Consider the following 14890-nt stretch of genomic DNA (forward strand, 5'->3'; position numbering starts at 1 on the left):
AATAGAATGGAGGGCCCCGCATGATGGGGATGGTCGAGGCCCCCCAAATTTCCGACCTAGTGACGCGGACAAATAGGCGCCCCTGTGTCAGAGTGATCAGAGAGCTCTGGTATTGCAAAGATCTGATCGAAGTGTTCCCTGGCAAAAGCCACCACTCACGGAACAAGACCAATTTGCAATTTTGTGGACCAATTCGGAAGTCATGATTTCCTTACCTAAGGTAAGCTGTCGTGAACACTCCAGGTGCTCAGGCTTCCATAAGGAACATCTGATTGTGCAGAGATGCCTTTAGTACGGCCTGTGCTGTGGTCTCAACCGACAGAGACTCGCGCGCCAGTCTCAGGTGCTTTTCTACGGTTGCCGAGGTCAGCCCCATCAACAGCGCGATATCCTGTGTTGTCTTGCCATCGCCGACCCATTCCAACGCTTCGCGCTGCCGCTTTGTCAGCGCGCGGTTGGGTGGGTTGTAGGGCAGGGTCAGGATTTTCAGATGCGCCATATTGTTCATGAGCAATATGTCATCTCCGTGCTCAGCCCAGATCGCATCAACCTCATCCTGGCTAAGCCCGTCCTGCGCAGACAGCGAAATGGCCCCTTTTGAGCGCAAAGAAACAGAGTTGAAACTGACCGTATAGCCGTTCACAACGCCCATCGATCGATTGAAATCGATCACTCTCTGCTCTTCAGCACTCATCTGGCCTGTGGACATCATCTGTTGGATCATTTGCCAACTGGCCGCGCCTTCATTGTCCAGCGCCCATTTGAGCATCGGGGCGTGAAAATACATCCCATGTTGCAGAAAGCCATCCGTGTAGGCCGGATCATGGTTGGATAGGATTACAAAATCTTCGGGATCGCCCAACGAGGTTTCGGTCCGGTACTGCGTATAACCATAGATCAGCCGGTCAAAGCCAAACAGCGCCATTTGGCGGCAATGGGCGTCCCACAACTCTTCCAGCGTTTTGGCATAGCTCACAAAGTGCAGATACTCGTTTAGCTTCATCTGCCACCCGTTGCCCCAAGATGGGCCGCTATAGCGTCTAGCGCCAGAACGTAACTTTGCACACCAAATCCGCAGATTTGCCCCAGCGCGACTGGCGCAACAAAGGACTTATGACGAAACGCTTCACGGGCGTGAATATTCGACAGATGCACTTCGACCAGCGGCAACCCGACGGACGAGATCGCATCCATCAGCGCCACGGATGTATGCGTGTAGCCGCCCGCATTCAGGATCAGCCCATGCTGTGTTTCGCGCGCTGCGTGAATGGCATCGATTAAGGCGCCTTCGTGGTTCGACTGGAAATGGGTTACGGTCAGACCAAGCTTAGCGCCATGGTCAACGCACAGATCCTCGACCATCTGCAATGTGGTGCTGCCATAAACCTCCGGCTGGCGGGTGCCAAGCAGGTTCAGGTTCGGACCATTCAAAACCAGAATGTTCGTCATGTCTTTTTATTCCCCATCACTGGTTCATAGCCACGATTAGCCTGAGTTGTCTACTGCGCTTTGTTGCACAGTGATACAATGCCTGCCGGCTACAGAACCGTCTTTCACGCCATTCTGTGACCCTCAGGTCGCGTCCGGTGTGATGACCAGTTTGCCCAACACGGAACGATCCGGCATTAGCTTCAACGCATCGGCAGCCTGATTCAGGGGGAACTGCGCGCTGATGCGGGGTTTGATTTGACCCTTTGCATAGAGTGTAAATAGCTCTGCAACATTCTGCGCATGACCCTGAGGATCACGGTACACCGACGCGCCCCAAAAGACGCCAACGATCTGGCACCCTTTGAGCAAAGGTAGGTTCAGCGGAAGGTTGGGGATGCCAGCAGGGAACCCCACCACCAGAAAACGCCCGTTCCACGCCATGCTGCGCAACGCGGGTTCGGCAAACGACCCGCCGACGGCATCATAGACAACATCCACGCCATTGGGACCGGCCAGCGCTTTGATCTGGCCCGAGAACGCCTTTTGGGCGTCTTTGTCCATCTCGCGCGGATAGACGATCGTTTCATCCGCACCAATCTGTTTGCAAAATACGGCCTTGTCCTCGGATGACACGGCGGCGATCACCCGCGCACCCATAGCTTTGCTCAGCTCAATCGCGGCAGAGCCGACACCACCCGCGGCCCCCAAGATCAGTATGGTTTCACCGGCTTGAAGCAATGCCCGGTCCTTGAGCGCGTGGTATGAGGTGCCATAGGTGAAAATGAAACAAGCCGCGTCCTCATAGGGCATACCATCCGGAAACTTGATGGCAGTGGCGGCCTTGATCGTCAGGTGGGTCGCAAACCCGCCATAACCCGTCAGCGCCAGCACCCGATCACCAGGTTCAAACCCTGTTACGCCCTCTCCGATGGCCAGAACCTCTCCGGCGATTTCTCCGCCGGGGGCAAAGGGGCGCGGTGGTTTCATCTGATAGAGGTCACGAATGATCAGCGTATCCGGGAAATTCACCCCGGCCGCCTTCACAGCAATCAACAGCTCGCCCTTGCCGGGCGATGGATCGGGCAGGGTGGTCAGTTCCAAAGTCTCTGGCCCACCGGGGGCGACGCTGAGTAATGCTTGCATGTTGACCCTGTTGTCCCTGTTATTCCGGTATCGGAAACTTTTGAGGCTGGGTTATGTATTGTCAACGGCCACCTCTGGTTCCCGTCACGGCAACCGCCACCACGTGTAAGTCAGGAGACACCCATGACCCCCGAAACCCTTTTTTCACTTCAGGGTAAAACCGCGCTGGTCACAGGCGGGGCCACTGGAATTGGCCGCATGGCTGCCGAAGCACTGGTGCGGGCCGGGGCCCATGTGATGATCGCCTCACGCAAGGGTGAGGCCTGCGCTGCGGTCGCTGAAGAACTCAACGCGCTGGATGCGCCGGGAGGCGCGGTCGGGTTTGCGGGCGACCTGGGCAGCAAAGAGGGGATCGAGGCACTTGTTTCCGACATCAACGCGCGGACCGAGACACTTGATATTCTTATGAATAATTCTGGTGTCAGCTGGGGTGCGCCGATGGGTCAGTTCCCCTATGAGGCCTGGGATAAGGTGATGTCTGTCAACGTGACGGGCATTTTCGAACTGACGCAGAGACTGCTGCCGTTGCTGATGAAATCCGGAACAGCCGAGGACCCGGCGCGGGTCATCAATGTCGGCTCGGTGATGGGTGAAGTGCCCATGGGCGATGGCGCTTACAGTTATTCCGCCTCGAAGGCAGCTGTGCTGCATCTGACCAAAATCCTGGCCAAAGAGCTGTCGCCCTATCATGTCACCGTAAACGCGCTGGCCCCAGGGCCGTTTGTATCGCGGATGACCGCTTTTGCGACCGCGGACGAGGATACGCGCGACAGGGTTGGTAAATCCGTGCCATTAGGGCGCGTAGGTCGGGATGAGGATATTGCAGGTTGTATGCTGTTCCTTTGTGGTCGTGGCGGAGGATACGTGACAGGTGCAGTCATTCCTGTGTCGGGCGGTATTAACGTCGTAACCGCCCCTAATATCTTTGCCGAAGCCCTTTAGGTGAGGATCGGACATGACAACCAACACCGATTTGGACTTGGCTGCCATCGACACCTACCTATCAGCGCATTTGAAAGGCTATAGCGGCCCGCTTGAAGCCAGAAAATTTGCGATCGGGCAATCCAACCCGACCTATGAACTGCGCACGCCTACAAGGTCTTATGTGCTGCGTCGCAAACCGCCCGGGGTGCTTCTGAAATCAGCCCACGCCGTAGATCGCGAATTTCGCGTGCAAAGTGCCTTGGCCGACAGCCCGGTTCCGGTGCCCAAGATGCTGGCGCTGTGCGAGGACGAAACCGTCATAGGTTCAGCCTTTTATGTCATGGAGCGTCTTAAAGGTCGGGTCTTCCTGCAACCCACGCTGGAAGGGGAAAGCAATCAGGTTCGTAGCGCTGTTCTGGACGAAATGAACCGCGTTCTGACAGAGCTTCATATGGTGGATATCGATGCCGTAGGCCTGTCTGACTACGGGCCAACTGGCAATTACTTTGAACGCCAGATATCCCGATGGACCAAGCAGTATCGCGCCTCTGAAACCGCTGATATTGCTGATATGAACGCGCTTATCGAAGCGCTCGCCTCTGTGATCCCTGATGATGACGGGCAGCGCACGCTTGTGCATGGGGACTACCGCATCGACAACCTAATGTTTGCTGCAGATGGGACCAGCTGTATCGGCGTTCTGGATTGGGAATTGTCCACAATCGGGCACCCTTATGCCGATCTGGCCGCAGTGATCATGCAATGGCAGATGCCAGCCGGTAAAGAAGGGCGAGGGCTGGCTGGTTTTGATCGGGACCAGCTGGGTCTGCCCAGCGACGCGGACTTTGTCGCGCAGTATTGTGCACGGCGTGGGTTGCCGGGGATTGACAACTTCGGCTTCTACCTAGCGTTCAACTTCTTCCGAATGGCAGGAATCCTACAAGGTGTCTATAAACGCGCGCTGGATGGGAACGCCTCTGACCCGAAACGAGCGCAGGCGTTCGGAGCCTATGTTCCCGTTTTTGCGCAGCATGGTTTGGCCGCTTTGAATCAAGATTAGATAGGTCGAATAAAGCGTTGTTTTAGCTCATCTATGCAGTGAAAGTTCCAAGTCCAGATTGCCGAGGCTATTCTTTCCAAAGAACATCTCAGACCCTGCAAACATGCTGGGCACTCCAAAGACGCCGCGCCTGACCATAGCCTTGGTTTGCTCTTTCAACATCTGCTTGGTTTCAGGCGCTGCAATCGCTTCACGGATTTTGCGAACGGGCAGTTCTGCCTCACGCAGGATGTCGGTCAGCACACCCAGTTCTTCCACCTTTTGACCATGCACCCAGATCGCGTCAAAAACGGCATCTATATATTTGTTTTCCCACGACTTGCCCGATGCATAATATGCACCGCGCATGGCGAATTTGCTATTAATCGGGAAGTGCGGGCTCATGTGGAAACTCACACCACGCCGCCGGGCAAAGCGGTGCAGATCGTGGGTCAGATAGGCTGTTTTTTGACGATTTTCGGAGTAGGCCTCGAACGGGCTCTGGTTGTTGGTCGATTTGAACACACCGGACAACAGCACCGGGATCGGGTTGATCTTCGCCTTGTGCTTTTTGGCGAGTTCCGGCAGCATCTTATATGCAAGAAACGCGTTTGGGCTGCTGAAATCGTAAACGAAATCTATAGTTTGCGCCATGTTGATACTCCAATCCGGGGTGTCAGCAGATTTTAGAACAGGCACACAACGAATCCGCGACAAGGGCCGTCTTTATGTGGAAACAATCGCTTAAGGGCTGGGCAAAGCAAAGGCCAAATTTCTCGATTTATCCCTGACCAGTTCCACTCAGCAAAGCAATAAATTTCATGACACACCCCGTACACAGCTTCGACCCAGACCGCCTTAACCGCATTCGCAGTTGGATGGAGCGCTACGTCACCGAACGTAAATACGCTGGCAGCGCCTTTCTGCTGCATCACAAAGACGCCGAGGTGTTTTTTCATGCCTGTGGTCAGCGCAGCATTGAAAACAACTTGCCATTCCAACGCGATACTCTGGCGCGGATTTATTCGATGACCAAGCCCATTACCTCGGTCGGGTTGATGATGCTGGTCGAACAGGGTTTGATCCATCTTGATGCGCCATTGTTTGAATTTATACCGGAATTCAATGATATACAGGCCCTTGCTCCCGGTGCCACCCGGCTGGATCAAACCGAAACAGCAACCAGTCCGACGCTGCATCACCTACTGACGCATACAAGCGGTCTGAGCTACCCGTTCAATCCCGGCGTTTTGCCTGAGGCCATGGAACAGCAGGATTTGCTGTTCAAACCCAATCAGGGCCTTCTGGCAGATCGGGTCCGTGATCTTGCGCGCTTGCCACTGGCATTTCAACCCGGTGCGCGTTGGGAATATTCCGTCGGCATTGACGTTCTGGGTCGCGTGATCGAAATTGTCTCAGGCCAACAGTTGGATCAATATTTCGACCAGCAGATCTTTGCGCCTCTGGGCATGTGGGAAACCGGTTTTTCCGTGTCCAAAGGGGTAGGGGATCGCTTTGCGTCTCTTTATTCTCCCTTGTCGGGTGATGCGATGGCGCTGAACTCAGCCGAACGGGGCAGCGATACACTTCGGCTGGTGGATGAGGCCGGGTCGTCCCCCTTCGAAAACACCTCGACTTTTTCGGGTGGGGGCGGATTGATCGGCACCATCGATGATTATGCCAAATTCGTCGGAATGCTGCGCAATCGAGGGACAGCGAACGGGCATAGGATTCTGGGCCCCAGAACCGTAGACTTTATGCTTTGCAATCACTTACCCGGCGAAATTGCATCAATGGGTCCTAGCAGTTTTGCCGAACAACCGATGGAGGGGATGGGCTTTGGCCTCGGTGGGTCCGTGGTTCTGAACCCTGCAAGGATGCGTGTGCCCGGCTCGGTTGGCGATTTCAGTTGGGGTGGCATGGCCTCAACCTATTTCTGGCTTGATCGCGAAAGCGATCTGAGCGGTATCTTTTTTACTCAGTTGTCGCCCTCGAGTTCTTATCCGTCACGGGCCGAGTTAAAGGCGCTGGTACTAGGTGCGGTGATTGATTGATCCGAAGGCGACTGATAGGCGGATATCTGTCACACTCAGAGAGCAGAATATGACCGAAGCAGAACGCATTCTTCTTGATCTTTTAGATGTTGAACGTCTGGAAGTTGATCTGTTCCGGGGCACGGGGTCCGGTGGTGAAACACCAACGCGTATCTTCGGCGGCCAAGTGATCGCACAGGCACTGGCTGCGGCCTATAGAACAGTCGAAGATCGGCTATGTCATTCGCTACACGCCTATTTCATCCGCCCGGGTGATCCATCGATACCCGTTATATATCAGGTGGATAGAGCGAGAGATGGAAGTTCCTTCACAACCCGCCGTGTGGTCGCAATTCAGCATGGAAAACAGATTTTAAACATGTCCGCCTCGTTCCATGTTCAGGATGAAGGCTGGGCGCATCAACATCCAATGCCGGATCTGGATGCGCCCGAAAGCTATCCCGCACGGTCCGATTTGCGCCATCAATATTTGGAGCGCGTTCCCGAGAAAATGCGAGGCGAATTGCTGCGTGAACGTCCCATCGAGGTGCGTGAGGTGGATCACCTTGATCCGTTTAACCCCGTGGCCGCTGACGACCGCAATCAAATCTGGTTCCGGATGGGGGCCGCGGAAACTGCAGACACGCGCACTCAGCACCTGTTGCTGGCATATGCCTCGGATATGAGCTTGCTGAGTTCTGGCATGCGTCCACACGGGCTCAGCTGGTTTACTGGTCAGGTTAACGGCGCGAGCCTCGATCACGCGCTATGGTTCCATGCTCCAGTGCAGTTCGACAATTGGCATCTTTACGCGATGGATTCGCCGTGGACAGGGCAGGGCCGGTCATTCAACCGGGGCTCTATTTACACACAGGACGGAGTTTTGGTCGCTTCTGTTGCCCAAGAAGGTTTGATGCGTAAACCGAAGACTTAAGTACCTTCCACAAAGGTTTGATTTAGCTTGCGCATTCCAGCCAACCAGCGGTCATAGTCTGCTGTTTTGTGTCGCATATAGTCTAGCACCTGAGGGTGCGGGAGAACAAGAAACTGCTCAGCCCGAATGGCCTCAACGCACGCGTCTGCAACGTCCTCGGGTTCGAGCATTCCATCGATGGAAGCGACCGATGTTTCGTGTCCGCGTGTCATCTCGGACCGAACGGCTTGAGGACATAACGCTGACACACGCAAGCCCTTATGGCCATAGGTCAGCGACAACCATTCGGCAAATCCAACCGTTGCGTGTTTCGTGACGCCATAAGGCGCGGCTCCGGGCTGGTTCAGTAATCCTGCAGCAGATGCGGTGATCAGCATGTAACCCTGACCGCGCTCAAGCATTTTGGGCACAAGATGGCGCGCGGCCCAGACATGAGACATTACGTTAATGTCCCAGATGCGGTTCCAGTCTTGATCTGGCACATCCAGACCGCCAAGTGTCAGTATTCCTGCATTGGCGCAAAACAGATCGATCGGCGCGACCTCAGCTTCGACGTAGTCGATCAAAGCCTTGATCTGAGCTTCGCTGGCCACGTCGCAGGGATAAGCATGACCACCAATGCGATTGGCGAGATCCTGTGCCGCCTGTAGATCGACGTCAGAACATATGACCGTAGCGCCATCATGGGCGAACCGTTCTGCAAGACCTTTGCCAATCCCGCCAGCGGCGCCGGTAACTACGACGGTTTTTCCATTCAGTTCCATTTAGCTGTCTCAAGTTGGATAAAGTTGATTTAGTAAGCTGTTGTTTTCTGGCGTTATACTAGATTTAATATTTACCATAATACCAATTATGCGAATTATTAATTGCAGGGAACTAGGCCACCTGCTGAACGCGTGATGGCCCAATTCAGCACGATCTCAATAGAACGCCTGTAACCCGGTTTGCGCACGTCCAAGGATCAACGCGTGGACATCATGTGTGCCCTCATAGGTGTTCACGGTTTCCAGATTGACCATGTGGCGGATCACGTGGAATTCAAGCGAGATACCGTTGCCGCCATGCATGTCACGCGCCATGCGCGCAATATCAAGCGCTTTGCCGCAGTTATTGCGTTTGACGATTGAGATCATCTCGGGCGCGGCCTCGGCCTGATCCAACAAGCGCCCCACACGCAGACTGGCTTGCAGACCCAATGCAATTTCGGTCTGCATATCGGCCAGTTTGCGCTGGAACAGCTGAGTTTGCGCCAGAGGTTTGTCAAACTGCTTGCGGTCCAGACCGTATTGCAACGCTGCATGCCAGCAGCTTTCTGCAGCCCCCATGACGCCCCAGCTGATGCCATAGCGCGCACGGTTCAAACAGCCAAACGGGCCTTTCAGGCCTTGAACATGCGGCAGCAAGGCACCCTCGCCCACTTCAACGCCATCCATCACAATCTCGCCGGTGACTGACGCACGCAGGCTCAGCTTGTTTTCAATCTTCGGCGCGCTGAGACCTTTGAGGCCTTTGTCCAGAACAAAGCCCCGGATTTTACCATCATGGGCATCAGATTTGGCCCAAACGACAAACACATCAGCTATCGGGGCGTTTGATATCCACATCTTGCTACCGGTCAAACGGTAGCCGCCGTCGATCTTCTCGGCCCGTGTTTTCATACCCGCCGGGTCCGACCCAGCATCCGGTTCAGTCAGGCCAAAGCAGCCAATCCATTCACCCGAGGCCAATTTCGGCAGGTATTTCCGGCGTTGATCTTCGCTGCCATAGGCGTAGATCGGATACATGACCAGAGAGCTTTGCACCGACATCATCGAACGATAGCCGGAATCCACCCGCTCAATCTCGCGCGCGACCAAACCGTACGAGACGTAGTTGCCACCCAGACCGCCATATTCTTCGGGAATGGTTGTGCCCAGCAGGCCCATTTCCCCCATTTCACGGAAAATCTCGGGGTCAGTTTCTTCGTTCTGATAGGCTTGGGTCACACGCGGTTGCAGCTTTTCCTGCGCATAAGCGCGTGCGCTGTCAGTGATCATCCGTTCGTCTTCGTGCAACTGGTCGGTCAGGCGGAACGGATCCTCCCACGAAAATTTACCCAAATCTGGGGCATCTTTTGCCCGCAAGGTCGGTTTCGTCTGAGGCGCGTTCATTTTGCTTCTCCGTTGGATCAATTTTGCCGAACCCTAGCGCGGGTCCGACGCAAACAACAACAGGAGTTTGGCACATTGCGACAATCAAAGACAAAGCGGCGTGAACGACCCCGCGCCCCCTGCCCTTGGCATTAGCCCAAGGCGTATCCGGCGCCACGCACGGTGCGCACCGGGTCTTCGCCCCCATGCTGCGTCAATGCTTTGCGTAGCCGTCCGATATGCACGTCTACGGTGCGCGTATCGACATAGATATCGCGCCCCCAGACCCGATCCAGCAATTGCTCACGGCTCCAGACGCGGCCGGGCTTTTCCATGAAAGTGCTCAGCAGGCGGAATTCGGTCGGGCCCAGTTTCAGCTGTTTGCTATCGCGGCTGACCTTATGCGTTTCCGAATCCAGGATGATATCGTCAAATTCCAACAGAATCCCGACCGTCGCCGGACGTACACGGCGCAGTTGGGTGCGCACACGGGCCATCAGCTCGACCACCGAGTATGGCTTGACCACATAGTCATCCGCACCTGTTTCCAGCCCGCGCACCTTATCCACCTCTTCCGATCGCGCCGACAGCATGATGATCGGGATCGAACGCGTATCGGGCCGCGTTTTCAAACGCCGGCAAACCTCAATCCCGCTGAGATTGGGCATCATCCAATCCAGCACGATGATATCCGGGCAATCTTCGTCGACCAGCAACAGTGCTTCATCGCCGCTGGCCGCTTTGGAAACCCGAAAGCCTTCGGCCTCAAGATTATAGGCCAGCACTTCACGCTGGGCCAATTCATCCTCGACAACCAGGACAGTCGGCTGATCTGCGGACATGGTCTGCGTCTCCTAGACGGTTTGCGACGTGTTATCGGCCTTGGGCCGCGCCTCGGCCGGGCGTTCACCCGTGACCAGATAGACCACCTGCTCGGCAATCGAGGTTACATGGTCGCCCATGCGTTCGATGTTCTTGGCAATGAAATGCAGGTGCATACAGGCCGAGATGTTGCGCGGGTCCTCGGCCATGAAGGTCAGAAACTCGCGGAACAAGCCGTTATACATCTGATCGACTTCCTCATCACGATTGATGACGTCAGTGGCAAGTTCAGCATCGCGTTGAATATAAGCATCCAGCGCATCACGCAGCATCAGTTCAACCTCGCGCGCCATGCGGCGCAATGCGGCGGCACTGCCGTTGATCTCGCCCGCATCGACCAGAACCGTGGTGCGCTTGGCGATATTCTTGGCATAATCGCCAATCCGCTCAAGGTTGCCCGACACTTTCAGAACCGAAAGCACAAGACGAAGGTCGCTGGCGGTTGGCGCGCGCAGCGCGATCAGGCGCGCTGTCTCTTCGTCGATCACCTCTTCCAGCGCATCGATGGCCTTGTCGCCATCGCGCACCTCTTCCGCCAGCTCCACGTCGCGGGATTCAAGGGACCGGGCCGCACTCATGATGGCCGCTTCAACCAGCCCGCCCATCTTCATGATATGCGCCTGGATCGCCTCAAGGTCGCGGTCGAAGGCAGATGCAATATGTTGTTCGCTCATTTCGGTCATATCTGAATACCTGTGCTCAGCCGATGCGGCCGGTGATGTAGCTTTCCGTGCGCGGGTCTACGGGGTTGGTAAAGATCGTTCCGGTTTCGCCGAATTCGACCAGATTGCCGAGATGGAAAAAGGCGGTTTTCTGGCTGACCCGTGCGGCCTGCTGCATCGAGTGGGTCACGATGACCACCGAATATTGTGCGCGCAGCTCGTCAATCAATTCCTCGACCTGGGCCGTGGCGATCGGATCCAGTGCCGAGCATGGCTCGTCCATCAGCAGAACTTCGGGTTCTGTTGCAACGGCGCGGGCAATACACAGGCGCTGTTGCTGACCGCCGGACAGGCCAGTGCCGGGCGAATCCAAGCGATCCTTGACCTCATCCCAAATTGCACCACGGCGCAGGGATTTCTCAACGATTTCATCCAGCTCGGCCTTGTTCTTGGCCAAACCATGAATGCGCGGGCCGTAAGCAACATTATCATAGATCGATTTCGGAAACGGGTTCGGTTTCTGAAACACCATGCCGACCTTTGCACGCAGCTGCACAGGGTCAACGCGCTTGTCATAGATGTCTTCGCCGTCCAGCTTAAAGCTGCCCTTCACCCGCGCGATGTCGATTGTATCGTTCATCCGGTTCAAACAGCGCAGGAACGTGGATTTACCGCAGCCCGACGGGCCGATGAAAGCCGTGACTGTCTTATCTTCGATATCGACATTCACGTCTTTGATGGCGTGGGTGTCACCGTAAAAGACCTGGCAGTCCCGGCACTCCAGCTTGATTTCATTGGTATCCACTTGTCTCTCCACTCGTGACATGTCGTTCATGGGTCTGCCCTTCTTACCAGCGGCGTTCAAAGCGGCGGCGCAGAATGATTGCGATGATGTTCATAGTCAGCAGGAAAATCAAAAGGATGATGATCCCGCCCCAGGCTTTTTCATAGAAACCCACATCAGCTCGTGCAGCCCAAGTGTAGATTTGGGCGGGCATGGCCGAGTTCGGCTCGGTAAACCCTGCGATGAAACCATCGGGGTAACCACGGGCGACAAAGCCCACCATGCCGATCAGCAGCAGAGGGGCGGTTTCACCCAACGCCTGCGCCAGACCGATGATGGTTCCGGTCAGGATGCCAGGCGCGGCCAGCGGCAGCACGTGATGGAACACCGCCTGCATTTTCGAGGCCCCTACCCCAAGCGCCGCATCGCGGATCGACGGCGGAACCGCCTTCAGCGATGCACGGGTCGAGATAATGATTGTCGGCAAGGTCATCAGCGTCAGCACCAGCCCACCAACCAGCGGCGCCGATTGCGGCAGGTGCATGAACTGGATGAAGACGGCCAAACCAAGGATACCAAACACGATCGAAGGAACCGCGGCCAGGTTCGAGATATTCACCTCGATCAAGTCCGTAAACCTGTTCTGCGGTGCGAACTCTTCCAGATAGATCGACGCGGCCACACCGATGGGCAGCGACAGGCCCAGCACAACCAACATCATAAAGAATGAGCCCACGACCGAGGCGCCGATTCCAGCACCGCCGGGATTATCCACGCCCGAGTCTGCCCCGGTGATGAAGGGCCAGTTGAAGACCTGTTTGATGATGCCAGCCTCTTGCAGCGCATCCACCAGATCCAGGTCGCTTTTCTGCAGGAAGCGACTGTCCTGAATTGTGTCTCGCGAAACACGGCCTTTGTAGTAGCCATCGACACGGCTGGAGGCGGCCAGATCAAACTCGACAGGTTCACCCAATTTGTCCGGGTTGGCAGCATAGAAGGTTCGGATGGTTCCGCCGACCTTGCCAAGCAGACGCTCAATCGCGGCTTCGTCGAAATCAACCTCAAGACCGCTTTCATCAAGCTCTTTGTTGAGGGCCGCGATGAACAGGTCAGAATAGGCTTTGGTCTTGAACAGCGTACCTTCTGCCTCTTCCTGCTCTTGCTGAGTCAGGGTGAAGTCAACGCTGACAACGGTCCGAGTGAAGGCCGGAATACCCTCGGACAGGATCGAGGCGAACAGGACGATCAAGAAAAACAGACCGGTCGCAATTGCGACGATGCCATAGGCGCGAAACCGTTTTTCTGCCTTGGCGCGTTTGCGGGTCCGCGCATCATACGCAGTCAGGGAAACAGCGTGGCGCCCCGTTTCAGGGGTTTGCATGCTTGCGTCGGTCATTCGTACTGCTCCCGGTACTTGCGCACGATGTAAAGGGCAAAGACGTTCAGCCCAAGCGTGACGATGAACAGCGTCATGCCTAGGGCAAAGGCCACCAGTGCTTCGGGTGAGGCGAAGTCTGCGTCACCTGTCAGCTGGCTGACGATCTTTGCGGTCACGGTTGTCATGGCCTCGAAGGGGTTCAGGCTGAGCCTTGCGGCGGCCCCTGCCCCCAGAACCACGATCATGGTCTCTCCAATGGCACGCGAGGCGGCCAGCAGGATCGCACCAACGATGCCGGGCAAGGCAGCGGGCAAAACCACCTGACGGATGGTTTCAGACTGCGTTGCACCCAACCCGTAGGAGCCATCGCGCATCGCCTGCGGCACGGCGTTGATGATGTCATCGGACAGAGACGATACAAACGGGATCAGCATGATGCCCATGACCAGACCGGCTGTCATCACCGCGGTGCCTGCTTTCATCCAACCCAGCCCGTTGTCCCCGAACACATCCAGCAAAAGCGGACCGACTGTCAGCAAAGCGAATAGACCATAAACGATGGTGGGAATACCGGCGAGCACTTCCAGCAGCGGCTTGGCGAAAGCGCGCACCGCAGGCGAGGCATACTCGCTGAGGTAAATTGCGGCAAACAGACCGATTGGCACGGCAACCAGCAGCGCGACGATGGAAATATAGAGCGTGCCCCACAACAATGGGATGATGCCCAGATCAGAGGCCCCGCCGCGACCCGAAAAGCTGGGCGACCAAGTCAGGCCAAAAAAGAAATCAGACGCCGGGTACAACCGGAAGAATTCCCAGGTGTTGAACACCAGCGAAAGAACAATGCCGATGGTGGTCAGAATGGCAATCGATGCGGCGCCCAGCAGCAGGACCCGGATGCCTTGTTCTACAACGTTGCGGGCGCGGTAGTCAGCGTTGGTTTGCGCCCAGCTGACGGCAGCCCCGATCAAGGCCACAACAATCACCGCGATGGCCATGATCCGATAACCGGTCGCATTCATGATACGATAGCTTTGTGCACCGCGCAGAACGGTTTGGGTGATGTTCGACGTTACCACCTGACCGGCATCCTTCAGACGCTGCGTCATATCCGTGAAATCCGCGCGCGCATTGCGAGCGGTATCTTCTGTGATCGCCCCTTGCGCAACTGCATTGTCCAGACCGGTCGCTGTCCGGCGCACCTCGGCCAGAACCAGACCGCGTGACGATCCTTCCTTGATCGCACTGTCGGGAATCATGCCTGAAACCTGAGAATTCACATAGAGCGGCTGTACCAGCAGCCATATCAGAAGAAGTCCAAACGCAGGAACAACCACCTTAAGCGCGACGTTCGCGCCGTAGAACGCGGGAAGGGAGTGCAGGTTTCGGATATCACCGCCGGCGCTTTGCATAGCCCGAGATCGGCCGAGCACAAATCCGACCACAGCGACCGCAGCAACGATCAAGAAAAGCCAAAGTATCGGCATAACACCCCCACTGGTCCGATTGGGAATTCAATAAAGAAGCAAAGGGGCGGCGACTACGGCCGCC

Annotated in this window: 15 protein-coding genes; 4 read left to right on the forward strand and 11 right to left on the reverse strand. The window is 56.0% G+C overall.

The features are described from left to right. Nucleotides 1-247: 247 nt before the first annotated feature. The 3 genes from ACR0JE_RS00735 to ACR0JE_RS00745 all read right to left on the reverse strand — a co-directional run bounded on the left by ACR0JE_RS00735 (nt 248) and on the right by ACR0JE_RS00745 (nt 2574). Nucleotides 248-1003 (reverse strand): LuxR family transcriptional regulator, encoded by a 756-nt coding sequence (locus ACR0JE_RS00735; protein ID WP_480862299.1) that lies wholly within the window; start codon nt 1001-1003, stop codon nt 248-250. After that, nucleotides 1000-1449, reverse strand: coding sequence for a type II 3-dehydroquinate dehydratase (gene aroQ / locus ACR0JE_RS00740; RefSeq protein WP_480549220.1), 450 nt, complete (start codon nt 1447-1449; stop codon nt 1000-1002). Before aroQ ends, ACR0JE_RS00735 begins: the two co-directional genes overlap by 4 nt. A 123-nt stretch (nt 1450-1572) precedes the next feature. Next, complete coding sequence (locus tag ACR0JE_RS00745) at nt 1573-2574, reverse strand: NADPH:quinone oxidoreductase family protein (protein ID WP_480862302.1); 1002 nt, start codon at nt 2572-2574, stop codon at nt 1573-1575. Nucleotides 2575-2697: 123 nt separating this feature from the next. Here ACR0JE_RS00745 and ACR0JE_RS00750 point away from each other — a divergent pair, with 123 nt between their 5' ends. After that, nucleotides 2698-3516: an SDR family NAD(P)-dependent oxidoreductase gene (locus tag ACR0JE_RS00750; protein ID WP_480862304.1), complete on the forward strand. Its 819-nt coding sequence runs from the start codon at nt 2698-2700 to the stop codon at nt 3514-3516. A gap of 13 nt (nt 3517-3529) precedes the next feature. After that, complete coding sequence (locus ACR0JE_RS00755) at nt 3530-4558, forward strand: phosphotransferase family protein (RefSeq protein WP_480862306.1); 1029 nt, start codon at nt 3530-3532, stop codon at nt 4556-4558. 27 nt (nt 4559-4585) lie between these two features. Here ACR0JE_RS00755 and ACR0JE_RS00760 read toward each other — a convergent pair whose 3' ends face one another. Further along, on the reverse strand, nt 4586-5191 hold the full coding sequence (locus tag ACR0JE_RS00760) for a DsbA family protein (RefSeq protein WP_480862308.1): 606 nt from the start codon (nt 5189-5191) through the stop codon (nt 4586-4588). Between the two features lie 167 nt (nt 5192-5358). Between ACR0JE_RS00760 and ACR0JE_RS00765 the strand changes: the two genes are divergently transcribed. Continuing rightward, nucleotides 5359-6591 (forward strand): serine hydrolase domain-containing protein, encoded by a 1233-nt coding sequence (locus ACR0JE_RS00765; protein WP_480862310.1) that lies wholly within the window; start codon nt 5359-5361, stop codon nt 6589-6591. 49 nt (nt 6592-6640) lie between these two features. Further along, complete coding sequence (locus ACR0JE_RS00770) at nt 6641-7504, forward strand: acyl-CoA thioesterase (RefSeq protein ID WP_480862312.1); 864 nt, start codon at nt 6641-6643, stop codon at nt 7502-7504. On the opposite strand, the gene ACR0JE_RS00775 is transcribed toward ACR0JE_RS00770, so the two are convergent. The 7 genes from ACR0JE_RS00775 to pstC all read right to left on the reverse strand — a co-directional run bounded on the left by ACR0JE_RS00775 (nt 7501) and on the right by pstC (nt 14826). Beyond that, nucleotides 7501-8268, reverse strand: coding sequence for an SDR family oxidoreductase (locus ACR0JE_RS00775; RefSeq protein WP_480862314.1), 768 nt, complete (start codon nt 8266-8268; stop codon nt 7501-7503). The two genes, ACR0JE_RS00770 and ACR0JE_RS00775, sit on opposite strands and share 4 nt — an antisense overlap. 156 nt (nt 8269-8424) lie before the next feature. Further along, nucleotides 8425-9654 (reverse strand): acyl-CoA dehydrogenase, encoded by a 1230-nt coding sequence (locus ACR0JE_RS00780; protein WP_170536735.1) that lies wholly within the window; start codon nt 9652-9654, stop codon nt 8425-8427. Between the two features lie 131 nt (nt 9655-9785). After that, on the reverse strand, nt 9786-10475 hold the full coding sequence (gene phoB / locus ACR0JE_RS00785; protein WP_480862316.1) for a phosphate regulon transcriptional regulator PhoB: 690 nt from the start codon (nt 10473-10475) through the stop codon (nt 9786-9788). 12 nt (nt 10476-10487) lie between these two features. Continuing rightward, nucleotides 10488-11189: a phosphate signaling complex protein PhoU gene (gene phoU / locus ACR0JE_RS00790; RefSeq protein WP_480541755.1), complete on the reverse strand. Its 702-nt coding sequence runs from the start codon at nt 11187-11189 to the stop codon at nt 10488-10490. A 25-nt stretch (nt 11190-11214) separates the two neighbouring features. Beyond that, a complete protein-coding gene (pstB, locus tag ACR0JE_RS00795) occupies nt 11215-12012 on the reverse strand; it encodes a phosphate ABC transporter ATP-binding protein PstB (protein ID WP_353007616.1) in 798 nt (265 codons plus the stop codon). 13 nt (nt 12013-12025) lie between these two features. Further along, nucleotides 12026-13357 (reverse strand): phosphate ABC transporter permease PstA, encoded by a 1332-nt coding sequence (pstA, locus tag ACR0JE_RS00800; protein WP_480541459.1) that lies wholly within the window; start codon nt 13355-13357, stop codon nt 12026-12028. Further along, complete coding sequence (pstC, locus tag ACR0JE_RS00805; RefSeq protein ID WP_480862318.1) at nt 13354-14826, reverse strand: phosphate ABC transporter permease subunit PstC; 1473 nt, start codon at nt 14824-14826, stop codon at nt 13354-13356. Before pstC ends, pstA begins: the two co-directional genes overlap by 4 nt. Nucleotides 14827-14890 lie beyond the last annotated feature (64 nt).

It is taken from the genome of Ruegeria sp. H3 (assembly GCF_056533095.1).

What these genes read in the sequence shown, in the direction of transcription:
- ACR0JE_RS00750 (WP_480862304.1), top strand. Translation starts at nt 2,698, where the DNA reads ATGACCCCCGAAACCCTTTTTTCACTTCAGGGTAAAACCGCGCTGGTC.
- ACR0JE_RS00765 (WP_480862310.1), top strand. Translation starts at nt 5,359, where the DNA reads ATGACACACCCCGTACACAGCTTCGACCCAGACCGCCTTAACCGCATT.
- ACR0JE_RS00775 (WP_480862314.1), bottom strand. Translation starts at nt 8,268, where the DNA reads ATGGAACTGAATGGAAAAACCGTCGTAGTTACCGGCGCCGCTGGCGGG.
- ACR0JE_RS00780 (WP_170536735.1), bottom strand. Translation starts at nt 9,654, where the DNA reads ATGAACGCGCCTCAGACGAAACCGACCTTGCGGGCAAAAGATGCCCCA.
- ACR0JE_RS00735 (WP_480862299.1), bottom strand. Translation starts at nt 1,003, where the DNA reads ATGAAGCTAAACGAGTATCTGCACTTTGTGAGCTATGCCAAAACGCTG.
- pstA (WP_480541459.1), bottom strand. Translation starts at nt 13,357, where the DNA reads ATGACCGACGCAAGCATGCAAACCCCTGAAACGGGGCGCCACGCTGTT.
- pstB (WP_353007616.1), bottom strand. Translation starts at nt 12,012, where the DNA reads ATGAACGACATGTCACGAGTGGAGAGACAAGTGGATACCAATGAAATC.
- ACR0JE_RS00770 (WP_480862312.1), top strand. Translation starts at nt 6,641, where the DNA reads ATGACCGAAGCAGAACGCATTCTTCTTGATCTTTTAGATGTTGAACGT.
- ACR0JE_RS00760 (WP_480862308.1), bottom strand. Translation starts at nt 5,191, where the DNA reads ATGGCGCAAACTATAGATTTCGTTTACGATTTCAGCAGCCCAAACGCG.
- ACR0JE_RS00755 (WP_480862306.1), top strand. Translation starts at nt 3,530, where the DNA reads ATGACAACCAACACCGATTTGGACTTGGCTGCCATCGACACCTACCTA.
- ACR0JE_RS00745 (WP_480862302.1), bottom strand. Translation starts at nt 2,574, where the DNA reads ATGCAAGCATTACTCAGCGTCGCCCCCGGTGGGCCAGAGACTTTGGAA.
- phoB (WP_480862316.1), bottom strand. Translation starts at nt 10,475, where the DNA reads ATGTCCGCAGATCAGCCGACTGTCCTGGTTGTCGAGGATGAATTGGCC.
- aroQ (WP_480549220.1), bottom strand. Translation starts at nt 1,449, where the DNA reads ATGACGAACATTCTGGTTTTGAATGGTCCGAACCTGAACCTGCTTGGC.
- pstC (WP_480862318.1), bottom strand. Translation starts at nt 14,826, where the DNA reads ATGCCGATACTTTGGCTTTTCTTGATCGTTGCTGCGGTCGCTGTGGTC.
- phoU (WP_480541755.1), bottom strand. Translation starts at nt 11,189, where the DNA reads ATGAGCGAACAACATATTGCATCTGCCTTCGACCGCGACCTTGAGGCG.